This window comes from Streptomyces sp. NPDC096310, assembly GCF_044763125.1.
Lineage (GTDB): Bacteria > Actinomycetota > Actinomycetes > Streptomycetales > Streptomycetaceae > Streptomyces.
Genome location: NZ_JBIWFO010000001.1, coordinates 1,147,922 through 1,164,629, shown reverse-complemented (window position 1 = coordinate 1,164,629; position 16,708 = coordinate 1,147,922). Strand labels below are relative to the sequence as shown.

Annotated in this window: 16 protein-coding genes; 6 read left to right on the top strand and 10 right to left on the bottom strand. The window is 72.3% G+C overall.

The genetic code is table 11. The features are described from left to right. Positions 1-95: 95 nt before the first annotated feature. Positions 96-1,379, top strand: a complete 1,284-nt coding sequence (locus tag ACIQ7D_RS04600; protein WP_403933487.1) for an MFS transporter — start codon at positions 96-98, stop codon at positions 1,377-1,379. Between the two features lie 200 nt (positions 1,380-1,579). Here ACIQ7D_RS04600 and ACIQ7D_RS04595 read toward each other — a convergent pair whose 3' ends face one another. Next, positions 1,580-3,085 (bottom strand): SulP family inorganic anion transporter, encoded by a 1,506-nt coding sequence (locus ACIQ7D_RS04595; RefSeq protein WP_403933485.1) that lies wholly within the window; start codon positions 3,083-3,085, stop codon positions 1,580-1,582. Between the two features lie 394 nt (positions 3,086-3,479). Between ACIQ7D_RS04595 and ACIQ7D_RS04590 the strand changes: the two genes are divergently transcribed. After that, entirely contained in the window at positions 3,480-3,890 is a 411-nt protein-coding gene (locus ACIQ7D_RS04590) for a MerR family transcriptional regulator (protein WP_403933483.1), read from the top strand. Between the two features lie 76 nt (positions 3,891-3,966). Here ACIQ7D_RS04590 and ACIQ7D_RS04585 read toward each other — a convergent pair whose 3' ends face one another. After that, on the bottom strand, positions 3,967-4,680 hold the full coding sequence (locus ACIQ7D_RS04585) for a GntR family transcriptional regulator (protein ID WP_403933482.1): 714 nt from the start codon (positions 4,678-4,680) through the stop codon (positions 3,967-3,969). A gap of 419 nt (positions 4,681-5,099) precedes the next feature. Between ACIQ7D_RS04585 and ACIQ7D_RS04580 the strand changes: the two genes are divergently transcribed. The 3 genes from ACIQ7D_RS04580 to ACIQ7D_RS04570 all read left to right on the top strand — a co-directional run bounded on the left by ACIQ7D_RS04580 (position 5,100) and on the right by ACIQ7D_RS04570 (position 8,017). Next, positions 5,100-6,497, top strand: a complete 1,398-nt coding sequence (locus ACIQ7D_RS04580) for an MFS transporter (RefSeq protein WP_403933480.1) — start codon at positions 5,100-5,102, stop codon at positions 6,495-6,497. Then, positions 6,494-7,528 carry an L-idonate 5-dehydrogenase gene (locus tag ACIQ7D_RS04575; protein ID WP_403933478.1) on the top strand — a complete coding sequence of 345 codons (1,035 nt, stop codon included), beginning with the start codon at positions 6,494-6,496 and terminating at the stop codon, positions 7,526-7,528. Before ACIQ7D_RS04580 ends, ACIQ7D_RS04575 begins: the two co-directional genes overlap by 4 nt. A 114-nt stretch (positions 7,529-7,642) precedes the next feature. Then, positions 7,643-8,017, top strand: coding sequence for a DUF779 domain-containing protein (locus ACIQ7D_RS04570; RefSeq protein ID WP_403933476.1), 375 nt, complete (start codon positions 7,643-7,645; stop codon positions 8,015-8,017). Between the two features lie 18 nt (positions 8,018-8,035). On the opposite strand, the gene ACIQ7D_RS04565 is transcribed toward ACIQ7D_RS04570, so the two are convergent. From ACIQ7D_RS04565 to ACIQ7D_RS04530, 8 genes are all read right to left on the bottom strand, one after another. Beyond that, entirely contained in the window at positions 8,036-8,230 is a 195-nt protein-coding gene (locus tag ACIQ7D_RS04565) for a hypothetical protein (RefSeq protein WP_384922370.1), read from the bottom strand. A gap of 112 nt (positions 8,231-8,342) precedes the next feature. Further along, positions 8,343-9,209, bottom strand: coding sequence for a phosphatidylinositol-specific phospholipase C/glycerophosphodiester phosphodiesterase family protein (locus ACIQ7D_RS04560; protein WP_403933474.1), 867 nt, complete (start codon positions 9,207-9,209; stop codon positions 8,343-8,345). 135 nt (positions 9,210-9,344) lie between these two features. After that, the gene (locus ACIQ7D_RS04555; protein ID WP_403933472.1) at positions 9,345-10,505 is read right to left on the bottom strand and encodes an acyl-CoA dehydrogenase family protein; all 1,161 of its coding nucleotides are present in this window, start codon (positions 10,503-10,505) and stop codon (positions 9,345-9,347) included. Beyond that, positions 10,502-11,719: an acyl-CoA dehydrogenase family protein gene (locus tag ACIQ7D_RS04550; protein WP_403933470.1), complete on the bottom strand. Its 1,218-nt coding sequence runs from the start codon at positions 11,717-11,719 to the stop codon at positions 10,502-10,504. The genes ACIQ7D_RS04555 and ACIQ7D_RS04550 overlap by 4 nt, the downstream gene beginning before the upstream one ends. Beyond that, on the bottom strand, positions 11,719-12,684 hold the full coding sequence (locus ACIQ7D_RS04545; protein ID WP_403933469.1) for an NADPH:quinone oxidoreductase family protein: 966 nt from the start codon (positions 12,682-12,684) through the stop codon (positions 11,719-11,721). The genes ACIQ7D_RS04550 and ACIQ7D_RS04545 overlap by 1 nt, the downstream gene beginning before the upstream one ends. A gap of 77 nt (positions 12,685-12,761) precedes the next feature. After that, the gene (locus ACIQ7D_RS04540; protein ID WP_403933467.1) at positions 12,762-13,352 is read right to left on the bottom strand and encodes a helix-turn-helix domain-containing protein; all 591 of its coding nucleotides are present in this window, start codon (positions 13,350-13,352) and stop codon (positions 12,762-12,764) included. Positions 13,353-13,383: 31 nt separating this feature from the next. Then, the gene (locus ACIQ7D_RS04535) at positions 13,384-13,695 is read right to left on the bottom strand and encodes a DUF5133 domain-containing protein (RefSeq protein ID WP_403933465.1); all 312 of its coding nucleotides are present in this window, start codon (positions 13,693-13,695) and stop codon (positions 13,384-13,386) included. 110 nt (positions 13,696-13,805) lie between these two features. Then, positions 13,806-15,104 carry an alpha/beta fold hydrolase gene (locus ACIQ7D_RS04530; RefSeq protein ID WP_403933463.1) on the bottom strand — a complete coding sequence of 433 codons (1,299 nt, stop codon included), beginning with the start codon at positions 15,102-15,104 and terminating at the stop codon, positions 13,806-13,808. A 237-nt stretch (positions 15,105-15,341) separates the two neighbouring features. Here ACIQ7D_RS04530 and ACIQ7D_RS04525 point away from each other — a divergent pair, with 237 nt between their 5' ends. After that, complete coding sequence (locus tag ACIQ7D_RS04525) at positions 15,342-16,517, top strand: ABC transporter ATP-binding protein (protein WP_403933462.1); 1,176 nt, start codon at positions 15,342-15,344, stop codon at positions 16,515-16,517. Positions 16,518-16,708 lie beyond the last annotated feature (191 nt).

Below are 16,708 nucleotides of genomic sequence, written 5' to 3'. Positions count from 1 at the left end.
AGTGGGAGACAATGATGGTCCCGCAGCCCCTTGCGAAGAGTTCCGCGAGCGAGCCCGACGCCGAAAGCCGTGCGGTCGGCAAATTCCTGCGCCGCATGCTGCCCATTCTGGTTCTGATGCTCCTGGTCAACCAGATGGACCGGACGAACGTCGGCTTCGTCCAGGACGAACTGAGGGCCGACGTCGGGGTGAGCGCCACCGCCTACGGCCTCGGCGCGGGCCTGTTCTTCATCGGGTACGCCCTCTTCGAAGTACCGAGCAACATGTTGATGGAGCGCTTCGGCGCCCGTGTCTGGCTGACCCGCATCATGATCACCTGGGGTCTGGTGATCCTGGCGATGTGTCTCATCCACAATGTGACGACCTTCTACATCCTGCGGTTCGTCCTGGGTGTCGCGGAGGCGGGCTTCTTTCCCGGGGTGCTCCTGTACTTCACCCAGTGGCTGCCGGACTCCAGCCGGGGCCGGGCCAGCGCGATCTTCCTGGGCGGCTCCGCCACGGCCTACATCGTGACCGGTCCGATCACCGGCGCGCTGCTGGAGATGCACGGCGTGGGCGGTTTCGCCGGCTGGCGCTGGATGTTCGCGCTCGAAGGGACCTTCTCCATCCTGGTGGGCATCGTCGCCGGGTTCTTCCTCGTCTCCCGTATCTCCGAGGCGCGCTGGCTCACGCAGGAGGAGAAGGACGCGCTGAGCGCGGCGGTCGCGCGGGACCAGGAGACCCGCAGCCGGGCGCCCAAGGTCTCGCGGCTCCGGCTGCTGATCCACCCCCAGGTCGCCCTGCTGACCGCGGTCTTCTTCGCGATGGCCCTCACCGGCTACGCGATCACCTTCTGGCTGCCGAGCCTGGTGGCGGAGATCGGCGGGCTCTCGCCCTTCCAGATCGGACTGCTCTCCGCCATCCCGTGGATCTGCGCGGTGATCGCCATGTACACGATGAGCCACTTCACCGACCGCGCCCCGGACCGCCGGCCCTATCTCGCGATCGCGCTGATCCTCTCGGCGGCCGGCGCCTTCCTCGCCACCCTGGGCTCCCCGTGGTTCGGACTGGTCGCCATCACCCTGGCCGCGGTCGGCGGGAAGTGCGCGGCCACCCTGTTCTGGCCGATGGCGCAGTCCGGGCTCGATCTGAAGATCGCCGCGGCCGGTCTCGCGGTGGTCAACTCGCTGGGCAACCTGGGCGGTTTCGTCTCCCCCACGCTCTTCGGCTACCTGAAGGACACCACCGGCAGTACGCACGGCGGTCTGTACGCGCTCGCGGTGGCGTCCGTACTGGCGGCCCTGGGCGTCGGCTTCATGCGCCGGCCCGCACGCCCGGAGGCCCCGGCCGGCGAAACGGCGCCGGCCGAGCGGCCGGTGGCGACCGGCGAGGCGCGGTGAACGGGACGCCGGGGTGAGCGCAGCACCGCCGTAGCCGCACCGCCGTGACCGTTTCGCCGTACGACCGTACGTCGGTACGGAGCGGGGGCCGGTACGGAGTTGGGGCCGCCCGGTGGTCGCCGGCTGACCACGCCCCTCGATCATGACGGCCGCCCCGGAGCAGACGCTTCCGGGGCGGCCGTCGTACGGCACCTGGCCGGTCAGTGGCCCCCGGTCAGTTCGCCGCTGAGCCTGCGGTGGAGATGAGTGCCTGCCTGGTCGAGTCCGGTGATCTCGACGCTCTTGCCGCGCTGGGCGTACTTGCTCTCGACGACGTCGAGAGCGGCGACCGAGGAGGCGTCCCAGATACGGGCGGCGGAGAGGTCGATGACGATCCGGTCGGGGTCGCCGGCGTAGTCGAACCGGCCGGCCAGGTCGTCGGAGGAGGCGAAGAACAGCTCTCCGGTCACCCGGTAGACGGCTGCGCCGTCGGGACCGGTGATGGCGGTGACCGTGGTCCGGTGGGCGACGCGCCGGGCGAAGACGGCCAGGGCGGTGACGGATCCGACGACAACACCGACGGCGAGGTTGTGGGTGCTGACCACACAGGCGACGGTGACGGCCATGACGGCGATCTCACCGGCCGGCATCCGCCGCAGCGTCCGGGGGGCGATCGAGTGCCAGTCGAAGGTCGCGAACGACACCATGACCATGACGGCGACCAGGGCGGCCATGGGGATGTCGGAGACGACCGGGCCGAAGACGATGCACAGCACCATGAGGAACGCTCCGGCCAGGAAGGTCGACAGCCGGGTACGGGCACCGGAGACCTTCACGTTGATCATCGTCTGGCCGATCATGGCGCAGCCGCCCATGCCGCCGAAGAATCCCGTGACGATGTTGGCGATGCCCTGGCCGACGGACTCGCGGGTCTTGTTGGAGCGGGTGTCGGTGATGTCGTCGACCAGTTTCGCGGTCATCAGCGATTCCATCAGGCCGACGAGCGCCATGGCGAGGGCGTACGGGGCGATGGTGGCCAGGGCGTCGAGGGTGAACGGCACATCGGGGAGGCCCGGCACGGGCAGCGCGGAGGGCAGGGCCCCCTTGTCGCCGACGGTGGGTACGGCGATCCCGGCCGCCAGGGTGATCACGGTGAGGACCACGATGGAGACGAGCGGCGCCGGGACCACGGTGGTGACCTTCGGGAAGAACACCATGAGGGCGAGGCCGCCGATGATCAGCGGGTACACGGCCCACGGCACGTTCCGCATCTCGGGCACCTGCGCCATGAAGATCAGGACGGCGAGGGAGTTGACGAAGCCGACCATGACCGAGCGGGGGACGAACCGCATCAGCCTGGCCACCCCCAGCGCGCCCAGGATCACCTGGAAGACACCGGCGAGGATGACGGCGGCGATCAGGTGACCGAGGCCGTGCTCACGGTTGAGCGGTGCGATCACCAGGGCCACGGCCCCGGTCGCCGCGGAGATCATCGCTCGCCGGCCGCCGACGACCGAGATGACCACGGCCATCGTGAACGAGGCGGACAGACCGAGCACCGGATCGACCCCGGCGATGATCGAGAACGAGATCGCCTCGGGGATCAGCGCCAGCGCGACCACCAGGCCGGCCAGCACCTCCGTACGCCATACCTTCGGATCGGTCAGCCAGTCGGGCTTCGGACCGCGCGGGCGCGCGGCCGGGGAGAGAGCGGGAGCGGAGGACAAGGGAAAGGGAACCTGTCGTCTCGGGCACCCCCCGCGGCGGGCCGGGGGCGTACGGGAGGACGCGGAGCAGCCGGGTCGGCGCCCCGCGGGCGGCCCGGGGAACGGGCCGGAAGTCTCAGGGAGGAGGCGCTGCGCCGCGCCCGGGGTTCATGTACAAGGGCGGGGCCGTCACGGCGGGCAGGGGGCGGCGCCGGGCGTCATGGGCTCGCGCACGCGGTTCTCCTGCAAGAATCGGATCTTCGCCAGGGGCGTGGTGGCCCCGACACGGCAGCGGCGGGAGATCCGTGAAGGGCCTTCGCCGTCAGCAACTCTACCCTAACGTTAGGGTAGAGATCGGCGGGTGTCGCGCGAGCGCGGATCCACCGGGAAGACGAAGGGCCGGAGGATCACAGGCGTGGAAGGCAAGCACATGCAGATCGGCGAGGTCGCGGCGCGGACCGAGCTCTCCCTGCGCACGATCCGGCACTACGAGGAGACCGGCCTGGTCGTCCCCTCCGCCCGCTCCCAGGGCGGCTTCCGGCTCTACACCGAGACGGATGTCGCCCGTCTGATGGTGATCCGCCGGATGAAGCCGCTCGGATTCACCCTGGAGCAGATGCGCGATCTGCTGGACGCCACCGACCGCCTGGACGCCGACGGCGAGCTGCCCGGGGCCGAACACCGGGAACTGGTCGAGCGGGTCCGCGCCTTCGAGCAGGCCGCCGCCGAGCGCGTCGCCGACCTGCGCGGACAACTGGGCCGCGCCGAGGAGTTCGCCGCCACCTTGCGCACCCGCCTGGAACGCGCCGCGAACACCCGGTCCTGACCCGGCCCTTCGCCGGAACGCCGTGCCGGCCGCCGGAGCCGGTCCGGTGCGAAGACCTCCGGGGTGCGCCCGGAGGTCATTCCCAGACCGCGATGTTGCGCCGTACCGGGATCGCGCCCGAGTCCGTGGCGAAGAGTTCGGGCGAGCGGGCCCGGATGCGTTCGACGTCGTCGAAGACGGCTCGCAGGTGGGTGCGCATGGCCGTACGGGCCAGGGAGACGTCCCCGGCGAGCACCGCTTCGAAGATCTCGACGTGCTGGGTGGCGAAACCGGCCGGCGAGGCGGTGTCGTAGAGGCCCAGGCGGCGCGCGCGGTCGAGGTGGCCCTTGGCCGCGACCACCGTCGCCCAGGCGCTGCCGTGCCCGCTCAGGCGCAGGATGGCCTGGTGGAACGCCTCGTCCAGTTCGAAGAACTCCTCCAGGGCGAGGCCGGGGCGCTGCTGCTCGGCCAGGTTGCCGCGCAGGACGTCGACGAGTTCCGGGTCGAGTTCCGCGGGGAGGTCGTCCAGGGAGGCCAGCTCGACGGCCTCCCTGAGGAACTGGGCGTCGGCCACCTTGGCCGGGTCGACACGCGAGACGAAGGACCCCACCTGCGGGAAGACCTGGACCAGACCCTCGTGGGAGAGCAGGATCAGACTCTCCCTGACGGGCGTGCGGCTGACCCCGAGGGATGCCGCGAGCTCGTTCTCGGACAGGGCTGCGCCCGGGGGAAGCTCAAGGGTCAGAACCTTGCGTCGCAGCGTCTCGTAGACAGCGCGGCGACTGGTCCGCTGCCGGTTCGATCGGGCCATGCGCTCATCGTATCGGGCGCTGACACGGCCTGTGCCCGGTCGATGGCTCTGCGCCCCACGATGGTGTCATCCGATGTGGCACGAGTATTGCATCGCTGGCCGACCAGTGCTTGTATACCAGCCGTGTCGGCCAGTTGTCCGGGGTGTGAACCGGTTGGCCGGCCGCGTACGGACCTTCGAAGGAGCAGGACTGTGAGCACGACCCGATACGCCGGGGTGTACGACGCCTCCCCACGACGGATCCCGGCCACCCCGCGCGTCGCGGCGACAGGCCCAGGGCCTCTCGTTCGGATCTTGCCGGGCTCGCGCGCCTGACGCTGGTCCCACCTCCGCCCACCCTCTCCTGTAGCCGCCTGCGGGAGTCCCCGGACTCCCGCCGCCCCTCCCCCGACAGCACTTCCCCGAACAACGGAGTTCCCATGACGGACACCGCTCGGACGGAGCCCACGGGCCCCGCGACGAGAACGACGCGCGATCTCACCAAGGCCGCCGTATCAGGCTGGCTGGGTACGGCGATGGAGTTCATGGACTTCCAGCTCTACTCGCTGGCGGCGGCCATCGTCTTCAACAAGATCTTCTTCCCCGACGTCAGCCCGGCGATCGGCCTGATCGCCGCCATGGCGACCTACGGCGTCGGCTACGTCGCCCGGCTCGCCGGGGCCGTCTACTTCGGGCGGATGGGCGACCGGATCGGGCGCAAGAAGGTCCTGTTCCTGACCATCCTGCTGATGGGCGCCTCGACCACGCTGATCGGCGCCCTGCCGACCTACGCGCAGATCGGCATCCTCGCTCCGATCCTGCTGGTCGTGCTGCGGCTCGTCCAGGGCTTCGGGGCCGGCGCCGAGATCGCCGGGGCCACCGTCATGCTCGCCGAGTACGCCCCCGCCAAGCGCCGGGGCCTGGTGTCCTCCCTGGTGTCGCTCGGCACCAACTCCGGGACCCTGGCCGCTTCCGGGCTGTGGGCGATCCTGCTCGGCGTGCTCAGCGAGGAGCAGCTTCTCTCGTGGGGCTGGCGCCTCCCCTTCCTGCTGAGCTTCCTGCTGATGATCTTCGCGGTGTGGCTGCGCGGCAACCTCAAGGAAAGCCCGGTGTTCGAGGAGCGGCCCGACGTGGTGGACGGCGTCGCCATGACCCGTACCGAGGTCGAGTCCGCCCTGGTCGACTCCTCCCTGGACCAGAAGCAGGAAAGCGTCCTGGAGGCCGGGATCCGCCAGCGCAAGGGCAAGGCGTTCTTCCTCGCCCTCGGTCTGCGCTTCGGCCAGGCCGGCAACTCGGGGCTGATCCAGACCTTCCTCGTCGGCTACATCGCCACGACGCTGCACGCCGAACGCTCGGTACCCACCGACGCGATCGTGTACGGCTCGCTGCTGGGCTTCCTGACCGTGCCGCTGGTCGGGCTGCTCGGTGACCGCTTCGGGCGCCGCCCGATGTACCTCGCGCTCACCCTGCTGACCATGGCCTTCGCGTTCCCGATGATGCTGCTCATCACCTCGGGCACCACCTCGGCGCTGATGCTCGGCATGGTCGTCGGGCTCAACGTCGGTGTCCTCGGTCTGTTCTCGCTGGAGAGCGTCACGATGGCCGAGCTGTTCGGCTCCCGGACCCGCTTCACCCAGCTCGCCCTGTCCAAGGAGATCGGCGGCATCCTCGCCACCGCCATCGGTCCGGTCGTCGCGGCGACCCTCACCGCCGTCACCGGGAGCTGGTGGCCGATCGCCGCGATGCTCGTCGTCTACTCGCTGATCACCCTGGTGTCCGCCTACCTCGCCCCCGAGACCCGTGGGCGCGACCTGGTCCGGCTGGAGGACGCCGCATGAGGGCCGTTGTCGTCCACGGCGCGGGTGATCTGCGGATCGACGAGCGCCCCGATCCCGTACCGGGCGAAGGGGAGGTCCTGCTCGCCCTGGAGTGGGGCGGGATCTGCGGCTCCGACGTCGCCTACTGGAAGCACGGGGCGTCCGGGACCGCGGCGCTCGCACACCCTCTGGTGCTCGGCCACGAGGTCGCCGGCCGGATCGCCGCGACCGGCCCCGGGGTGGACGGGCCGCGGGTGGGCCAGGCGGTCACCGTGCACCCGGCCGAGCCGGTCGGCAACGGTCCGCTGCCCGACCGGATCGCCGGGCGCACCAACCTCCACCCGCGGATCCGGTACTTCGGCTCCGCGGCCTTCGACCCGCACACCGACGGCGGGTTCAGCGAGTACCGGGTGGTGCGCGCCACCCAGACAAGGCCGCTGCCCGACGGCGTGGACACCGAGCACGGCGCCCTTGCCGAACCGCTCGCCGTGGCGCTGCACGCCGTGCACCGCGCCGGGGACATCCGGGGCAGGACCGTGCTGGTCAACGGCTGCGGCCCGATCGGGGCGCTGGTCGTCGCCGCGGCGAAGCACCGGGGCGCCGCCGCGGTGATCGCCTCGGACCTCGCCGCGAGCTCGCTCGCCGTCGCCCGCGCCATGGGCGCCGACGAGACCCGCGACCTCGGCTCCGGCGCCACGCTCCCCGACGACGTCGAGATCGCCTTCGAGGCGTCCGGCGCCCCGGCGGCGCTCGGCCCCGTCCTGCGGGCCACGGCGCGCGGCGGCACGCTCGTCCAGGTCGGGAACCTGCCCGGCGCCGCCGTCTCCGCGGCCCTCGGCGACCTGGTGACCCGGGAGATCAACTGGGTCGGTTCGTACCGCTTCGTGGAGGAGATCGACGACGCGCTGCTGGCGATGCGGGACGGTCTGGACGTCTCCCCCGTGATCAGTCACCGCTTCGGCCTCGACCGGGCCGGGGAGGCGCTGGCCGTCGCCGCGGATCCCGCGAGCGGCAGCAGCAAGGTGATGCTCAGGCTCGGCGGGAACGGGTGACCGGAGGATGACCGAGGGGGCGCGCGCCGCGGTGCAACCCCGGCGCAACCTCCGCGCGCGTTGACTGGTTCTTCCTACGACCGGTTCCACCCTCTGCAGAAGCGGCGGCGCGTGATGACGGACGAAGCGGGTTCCACCGAAACGCCCCGGGTCGAGGTGACCCCCGCGGCGGCCGAGTTGATCCGGCGGCTGCGGGTGGACCACGGGCCGTTGATGTTCCATCAGTCGGGCGGCTGTTGTGACGGCAGCGCGCCCATGTGCTACCTGGACGGCGAGTTCCGTACGGGCGGCTCCGACGTGCTGCTCCAGTCGCTGGAGGTCGAGGGCGTCGCCGAACCCGTCCCGTTCTGGATGTCGGTGAGCCAGTACGAGGCGTGGCGCCACACCCGGCTCATCGTCGACGTGGTGGAGGGGCGCGGCAGCGGTTTCTCGCTGGAGGCCCCCGAGGGGGTGCGCTTCCTGATCCGCTCGCGGCTGGCCGGGGCGTGAGCGCGCGGCGCCGCCCGGTTACGGGTTGAGGCTGCTGACCACGCCGGCGGTGGTGGAGATCCCGTTGGCGATGGTCGGCGCCATGCTCGTACCCGCGAGGAAGAATCCGAGCAGGGCGCAGACCAGCGCATGCGAGAACTTCAGCCCGCCGCTGCGCAGGAAGACCACCGCGAGGATCGTCAGAAGCAGCACCACTGAAATCGAAATGGCCATCGCCAAACCTCCTCCGCCGCACGGGAATCGCGGCTTTCGGCCGCCAGTGTGGCGGAGGAGGGGGCCGGTTCGGCCGACTGGCGTGTCCGCCGTACGGGTGGTTGACGCGGGGTTACGGACGGGCGGCGCGCAGAAAGCGTTCGAGTCCGGCGAGGTCGTCCGTGTTGAGGTGGTCCACCCCGGCGGCGAGGAGTTCGGTCCAGACGGCGTCCCGCGCCGGTCCCGGGGTGTCCGGGGTGGCCCAGAAACGCAGCCGCTGCCCGTGTGCGTGCGTGGTGTCCGCGATCCGGCGCAGCTCGGCGCGTTCGGCCGCGGGGAACGGGCCCACGCCCTGCCAGGTGAAGCTCTGGGTCCAGTTGGCGCTGATGAGCGGTACGAAGGAGGCGGGCGCGGCGGTCCCGAGGTCGTCGAGCCGCCCGTCGTAGAAGGCGTACCGCACGCGCTGCGCCTCCATCGGTTCACGGGCCGCGCGGTCGCCGGAGATGACCGGGGTGATCGCGCCGGTGCGTACCGAGCCGTGGGCGCAGGTCGTCAGCATCGGGCGGTAGCGGGTGAGTTGGCGGTGGAGTTCGGCGTAGGTGGCGGCGCCGTCCGTCTTGATGTCGATGAGCAGTTGCACCGGGTGGTGGTGTCCGCGGTACACGGAGCCGTGGTGGGCGCGCACCCGGGCGAACAGCGGGTCGAGGTAGAGCGAGGCGAGGGTACGGGCCGGGTCCAGCTCCGTGGCCTCGTGGGCGACCAGCAGTTCGCCGTCGACCAGGAAGATGTCGGCCTCGACGCTGGTGAAGCCGTGCGCCAGCGCGTCGAACAGCGGGCGCGGGTGCAGGTAGTCGTTGTGCGCGTGGGCGTGGCGCAGCGGACGGGGTGCGTGGCCGCCCCCGGTCCGGGAAGCGGCCCCCGCGTACGCGGGGGCCGCGACGACCCCCGCGAGCGCGGCGGTGAGCGTGGCGACGGCTCTGCGGCGGGTGGTGAGGGCCATGATGTCTCCGGGACTGGACGCGACGGACACGGTCCTGGCGAGTATCGCCCCGTCAGGGGTGAATCAGGGCTGTGCCGCGCAGTGTTCGTCCACCCGCCATCCGCGATTCAGCCACTGCCGGGGCCTCCGCCGAAGTCACCTCGGCCCTGGCAGCTCGGCCAGTGCGGCCAGGCGCTCGCGGTGCCGGCCGGGTGAACCGAGCGCGCTCTCGTCGGACTTGGCGCGCTTGAGGTACAGGTGCGCGGGGTGCTCCCAGGTCATCCCGATCCCGCCGTGGAGCTGGACGCACTCCTCGGCCGCGTGGACGGCGACGCGCCCGCAGTACGCCTGGGCGACGGCCACGGCGAGCGGTGCCCCGGGGTCGCCGGTGGCCAGGGCGTCGGCGGCGTTACGGGCGGCGGCGCGGGCCGAGACGACCTCCAGCCAGAGCTGTGCCATACGGTGCTTGAGCGCCTGGAAGGAGCCGACGGGGCGGTTGAACTGGTGGCGTTCGCGGGTGTGCCGGACGGTCTCCTCCAGGCACCATGCGGCGAGGCCGAGCTGTTCGGAGGCGAGCAGCCCGGCCCCGGCCAGCAGTCCGCGCCGTACGGCGCTCTCCCCCGTGGCCGCGTCGGCGATGCGGACGCCGCTGCCGGCCGCGACCGTGACGGTGGCGAGCGGGCGGGTCAGGTCGAGCGGTGTCAGCGGCTCGACGGTGACGGCGGGCGACGCGGTCTCGACGGCGTACAGGCCCTCCGCGCGCGGGACGAGGAGCACATCGGCGCGTACGGCGTCGGCGACGGCGCTCACCGTGGCCGCCGCCTCCGCCGGGTGCCCGGCGAGGGCCGGGTCCCCCGCGAAGGGGAGCGGGGCGTCGGGGGCGGTGGTGAGGGGCAGTGCGAGGACGGCGGTACGGTGACCGCTCGCCAGCGCGGTGAGGAGTCCCGCGACATCCGTGGACTCGGTGCTCTCCCCGTCGCAGCCGAGCAGGGTCTCGGTCGCCACCACCGCACTGGTGAGGTAGGGCGCGGGCGTGACGGCGCGGCCCAGTTCCTCCAGGACGACGGCGGCCTCGCGGTGGCTCGCGCCCTGGCCGCCCAGCTTCTCCGGGACGAGCAGGCCCGCCGCGCCGATTCCGGCGGTGAGCGAGGTCCACAGGCCCGGGTCGTAGGGGTCGCCGGACTCGGCGCGGGCCAGGGTGGCCGGAAGGTCGGCCCGGTCGGTGAGCAACGACCGTACGGCGGCGCGCAGATCGTCCTCGGTGTCCGAGTAGAGCAGGTCGGGGGAGGTTTCGGGCGGTACGGGGCGCGGGGTCACCGGGTCAGGTCCTTCCAGGGGACGTCCTTGTCGTTGCGCGGCTCCGAGGGCAGGCCCAGGACGCGTTCGGCGACGATGTTCAGCAGGATCTCGCTCGTGCCGCCCTCGATGGAGTTGCCCTTCGAGCGCAGATAGCGGTATCCGGCGTCGCGCCCGGTGAAGTCGACCAGTTCGGGCCTGCGCAGGGTCCAGTCGGAGTACAACAGGCCGTCTTCACCGAGGAGTTCCACCTCCAGGCCGCTGATCTCCTGGTTGAGCCGGGCGAAGGCGAGCTTCATCCCGCTGCCCTCGGGCCCCGGTTGGCCCGCGACGAGCTGCTGGCGCAGCCGCTCCCCGGTGAGCCGGGCGACCTCGGCCTCGACCCAGAGGGTGAGCAGCCGCTGGTGCAGATCGTGGGTGCGCAGCTCCGGCCGCTCGCGCCAGGTGGCCGCGACCGGGCCGATCATGCCGCCCTCGCGGGGGAGGCGGGCGCCGCCGATGGAGACCCGTTCGTTCATCAGGGTGGTCTGCGCGACCTTCCAGCCCTCGCCGATCGCGCCGAGCCGGTGGGCGTCGGGGATACGGACGTCGGTGAGGAAGACCTCGTTGAACTCCGCCTCGCCGGTGATCTGGCGCAGCGGCCGCACCTCGACACCGGGGGCGGTCATGTCGCACAGGAAGTAGCTGATGCCCTGGTGTTTGGGCAGGTCGGGGTCGGTGCGGGCGAGGAGGATGGCCCAGCGGGCGAGATGGGCGCTGGACGTCCACACCTTCTGGCCGTTGACGATCCAGTCGCCGGATTCCGGTGTGGTGTCCGCGGCGGTGGCAGCCCCGTTCTCGCGCACCGCCCGGGTACCGAGCGCCGCCAGGTCGGAGCCCGCGCCGGGTTCGCTGAAGAGCTGGCACCACACCTCCTCGCCGACCCACAGGGGCCGCAGGAAGCGCTCCTGCTGTTCCCGCGTGCCGTATCGCAGGATGGTCGGCGCGGCCATGCCGAGGCCGATGCCGATGCGCCGCGGATCGTTGTCGGGCGCGTCGGCGGCGGCGAGTTCGGCGTCCACGACGGCCTGGAGGGAACGGGGCGCGTCGAGTCCGCCGAGCCCGGCCGGGTAGTGCACCCAGGCGAGTCCGGCGTCGAAGCGCGCGGTGAGGAAGTCGGTGCGTCCGGTGGTGGCCGGCGGGTGGTCGGCGAGCAGTTTCCGGGTACGGGCGCGGAGTTCGGCGGCTTCGGTCATCAGGACACGCCCTCGGGCAGGACGACGATCCGGCCGGTGGTGGTGCCGTCGGCCACGCGCTGCACGGCGTCGGCGCCGCCCTTCATCGCGACGCGCTCGCTGATGAGCGGCCTGATCGCGCCGCGGGCCGCGAGCGCCGTCAGCTCCTCGTGGCAGCGTGTCACCGACCCGGGGTCCTTGGAGTGGTAGAGCCCCCAATGCAGCCCCATGATCGTGTAGTTCTTCACCAGCGCGTGGTTGAGTGCGGGGCTCGGGATCGTGCCACTCGCGAAGCCCACCACGACGATCCGGCCCTCGAAGGCGACGCTCCTCGCGGACGCGGTGTACGCGTCGCCGCCCACCGGGTCGTAGACGACGTCCGCGCCCCGGCCGCCGGTGGCCTCCTTGACCGCCGCGACGATGTCGTCGGTACGGCGGTCGATCACCACGTCGCACCCCATCTCCCGGGCCACCGCGGTCTTGTTGCGTCCCCCGGCGACCCCGATGACGGTGGCCCCGGCGGCCTTGCCGAGCTGGACGGCGGCGCTGCCGACGCCGCCGGCCGCGGCGTGCACGAGCAGGGTCTCCCCCGGCCGGATCGCGGCCCGCCGGTGCAGGGCGAACCAGCCCGTCTGGTAGCCGATGTGCAGAGCGGCGGCCTCGGCGTCGTCGAGGGTTTCCGGGGCGGGCAGCAGCGCGTCCTCGGCGGCCACGACGTACTCGGCCAGACCGCCGTGGGGCAGCTCGGGCGTGGCGATGACGCGGCGGCCGTCCTCGGTCTCGCCGCAGATCTCCACGCCGGGGGTGAAGGGCAGCGGCGGCCGTACCTGGTACTGGCCCCGGCAGAGCAGGGCGTCCGGGAAGTTGATGTTCGCCGCCCTGACCCGCAGCCTGACCTGCCCGGCGCCGGGGACCGGCTGCTCCGTCTCCTCCAGCCGCATCACCTCCGCGGGCTCGCCGTTCCTGTGCACGCGCCATGCCAGCATTCGGGCCTCCACACACGGGGTCAGTACCACGTCCCTGGGCATACTAAGCGGTCGCTTGTGGCGCTGGGAACACCCGCTCAGGACGTCTTGGGCCGTGCCCGTACATGCATACGCTCACCCTGCGGACCGAAGAGGCTCAGGAACTCCACCGGCGCGTCCCCGGCCGGGCCGAACCAGTGCGGGACACGCGTGTCGAACTCGGCAGCCTCTCCCGGGCCCATCACCATGTCGTGCTCGCCGAGCCGCAGCCGCAGCCGCCCGGAGAGGACGTACAGCCACTCGTACCCCTCGTGGGTCCGCTGCTCGTCGTCGCAGTGGTCGGGCGAACTCTCCGCCACCATCTTGTACGCCTGGAGGCCACCGGGCCGGCGGGTGAGCGGCAGCATCGTACGGCCGCCGCGCACGATCGGCTTGGAGCGGATCCGGGGGTCCCCCACCTCCGGCGCGCCGACCAGTTCGTCCAGCGGTACGCGATGGGCGCGGGCGATGGGCAGCAGCAGTTCGAGACTGGGCCTGCGCCGACCCGACTCCAGCCGGGACAGCGTGCTCACGGAGATGCCGGTGGCGGCGGAGAGAGCGCCCAGGGTGGCCCCGCGCTCGCGCCTGATCCGGCGCAGCCGGGGTCCCACCTGGTCCAGTACGTCGTCGAGCGAGGAGTCTTCGTCCATCCGTACATTGCAGAAACAGCACAGCGGTTTGTCAATCCGGCACCGCGCGTCCGGGGCGGCTCGCCTCCTCGCGGAAGCCCGGCGCGCCGTCACGGAGGCCCGGCGCGGCGCTCTCCGTCCGCTCCGGGAAGAGGGGGACGGGCCGGATCCTGCGCAGATAGGCCTCCGCCTGCCAGATCGCCTCGCGGGCGGTGCGCTGCCCCATCAGGACGCAGAGCGTGTACGCCACGTCCTCGAACCGTCTGCGGGTGGTCTCGTCCAGCGGATCGGCGAGCACCAGCCGTTCCCAGGCCCGGTAGCGGGCCAGCAGATCGGCGACAAGATGTCTGTCCGGCAACAGCATGGCCACCACCTCCGCTTCCGCGGGACCGCGCTGCGCGGGCAGCCTCGCACGATCCCCTGTCGCCCATTCTCCCCCCGGTGCGGCGCGCCCGCGCGACGAGCCCCGCGCGCTCAGTCCTCGCCGCGCGCCAGGGCCAGCAGCCGGTCCAGGACCCGGGGCCCGCCCGCGCGCACCCCGTCGTGCTCGAACTCGTCGGTGACCCAGGTGCGCAGGCCGCGGATCGCGCGCGCCGTGCGCAGCGAGTGCTCCGTGTCGACGTACATGTCGTCGTGGTAGACGGCCGCCGCGACGGGCACCTCGTTGGCGGCGAGCCGGGCTGTGTCGTACAGGGCCGGCCAGCCGGTGCGGGCGGCGAACAGCTCCGCGGTCTCCCGCAGGGGGCGCAGCGCCGGGTCGTTGTCGAAGTGCCAGGGGTGGATGGACTCGCCGGTGAAGTAGAGCGGGCCCTCCCCGGCGAGGGTCTTGGCGGCGTCGAACCGGGCGAACTCGCCCCGTACCCGTTCGGCGGCCCAGTCGGTGGCCCGGCCGCCCTGCGCGTAGATCACCTCGTGGACCAGGGCGTACAGCGGGTGTCCCGCGAAGGAGAGGGAGGAGGCCACGTTCTCCTGGAAGGCGTCGGAGAGGGCGGGGCCCTTGGGCGTACGGACGAAGGCGTTCTCCAGCAGGTAGTGGAGCTGATGGCTGCCGTCGCCGGCGCCGAGCACGATGCCGAGGGACTGGAACGCCTCGGGCGTGAGGGTGTAGCCGCCGGGCAGGACGGGCCGGTGCTCGGCCACGTACCGCGCGACGGCGCGGGCCCGCTCGATGTCCTGGGGGTAACGCGCGTAGTGCGCCTCCACCTTGCGCGCGATCCGCGGATACGCGGCGCGGTAGACCTCGTCCGCGGTGGCGTCCAGGGACGGCAGTCCGCCGGTGATCAGTACGGTGTCCAGGCCCTCGGGCGCGGCGCTGAGGTAGTGCGTGGCGCAGAAGCCGCCGAAGCTCTGGCCGAGTACGGTCCAGGGCGCGCCGCCGGTGAGCAGGGGGCGGATGGTCTCGCAGTCGCGGACGATGGAGTCGGCGCGGAAGTGGGCGAGGTGGTCGGCCTGTTGCCGGGGGCCGCCGTGCAGCGGGAGGGTCTGCCGGTTGACGGGCGTGGAGAGGCCGGTGCCGCGCTGGTCGAGCAGGAGCACCCGGAACTCCTGGAGGGCGCGGCCGAGCCAGGCCTGTCTGCCGATGAACCGGCGGGCGCCGAAGCCGGGTCCGCCCTCCAGGTACAGCAGCCAGGGCAGGTCCGCACCGGCCCGTGCGCTCGACACGGCCTCGCGTGCGAACAGTTCGATCCGCTCGCCCCCGGGATCGCCGTGGTCCAGCGGGACCGTGAAGCGGTGGTCGGTGAGGACGACGCCGGGCTGACGGTAGCTGGTCAAGGGGGCTCCTGTTCTCGATCGCCCCCGTGCGGGTGGTCACACACCGCCGGGGGCAGGCACGCCGGACATTTCAGCACACGAGCGGCGGGCGTCCCGGCCCGCCCCGGTGGATACGGAGCGGACACGGGGCGTGTTCAGCCCGGGACGGCCCGGGGAGGCCAGGGAACGGCCAGCGGACGGCCCCGGACGGTCGCGGCCCGGTGTGCGCGTAGGACCGGCCGGTCCTACGTTGAGGAGATGATCCGGTTCGAGCAGGTCGGCAAGGTCTACCCGGACGGTACGGCCGCCGTGGACGGCCTGTCCTTCGAGGTGCGCGAGGGCGAGCTGGTGACGCTGGTGGGGCCCTCGGGGTGCGGCAAGACGACCACGATGATGATGGTGAACCGGCTGATCGAGCCGACCTCGGGGCGGATCTTCGTCGAGGGCCGGGACATCTCCGGGGTCGACCCGGTCGCGCTGCGCCGCCGGATCGGTTACGTCATCCAGCAGGTCGGGCTCTTCCCGCACCGTACGGTGCTCGACAACACCGCGACCGTCCCCGCGCTGATCGGCTGGAAGAAGGCGCGGGCCCGCGAGCGGGCCGCGGAACTGCTCGACCTGGTGGGGCTCGACCCGGCGACATACGGTCCCCGCTACCCCGCGCAGCTCTCCGGCGGGCAGCGCCAGCGGGTCGGGGTGGCGCGCGCCCTGGCCGCCGATCCGCCGGTGCTGCTGATGGACGAGCCGTTCGGCGCGGTGGACCCGGTGGTGCGCGAGCGGCTGCAGAACGAGTTCCTGAAGCTCCAGGCGACGGTGCGCAAGACGGTCCTGCTGGTGACCCATGACATCGAGGAGGCGGTACGGATGGGCGACCGTATCGCGGTGTACGGGGAGGGGCGCATCGAGCAGTTCGACAGCCCCGGCGCGGTCCTGGGCACCCCGGCGACGCCGTACGTGGCCCGGTTCGTCGGGGCCGACCGGGGGCTCAAGCGGCTCTCGGTGACCACGGTCGAGCCGGCCGACCTGGAGCAGCCGCCGGTCGCCAGGACCGGCGAGCCCGCGCGGGACGCGGCGGCGCGGATGCGCGCGGAGGGGGCCCGCTGGGCAGTGGTGCTGAACGACGACGGCGAACTGCACGGCTGGATCGCGGCCGACGCCCCGGCCCGCGCGGGGGCGGAAGGCTCGGAGCCCGGTTCGGTGGGGGACCATGCCCGGCGGATGGAGGCGTGGGTGCCGCTCGGCTCGCCGCTGAAGCAGGCGTTCAGCGAGATGCTCCAGCACGACGCGGGGTGGGTGGCGGTGCTGGACGGGGCGCGCTTCGTGGGGGTGCTGACCCCGGCGAAGCTCCATGAGGCGCTGCGCCGTTCGGTGGACGCGGACGCGCAGGGCATCGGGCGGGGCGAGGTCGACTTCGACTCGGTCTCGGACGCGTAGGAGCAGTGGAGGCGGGGGTGAGGGGTGAGGAGAGGGCGGGCGTGACCGGAGGTGCCGAGGTCCGGGGCCGGCGGCGGGCTCAGCGGTCTCGTGGTCACGCCGTCTCGTCGTCCGGCGGTCTCGCGGTCTTCTGCGACCCGGCCTCCGGTCGTACCGTGTGATCATCCGTTGTCCCTGAGCGATTCAGCCGA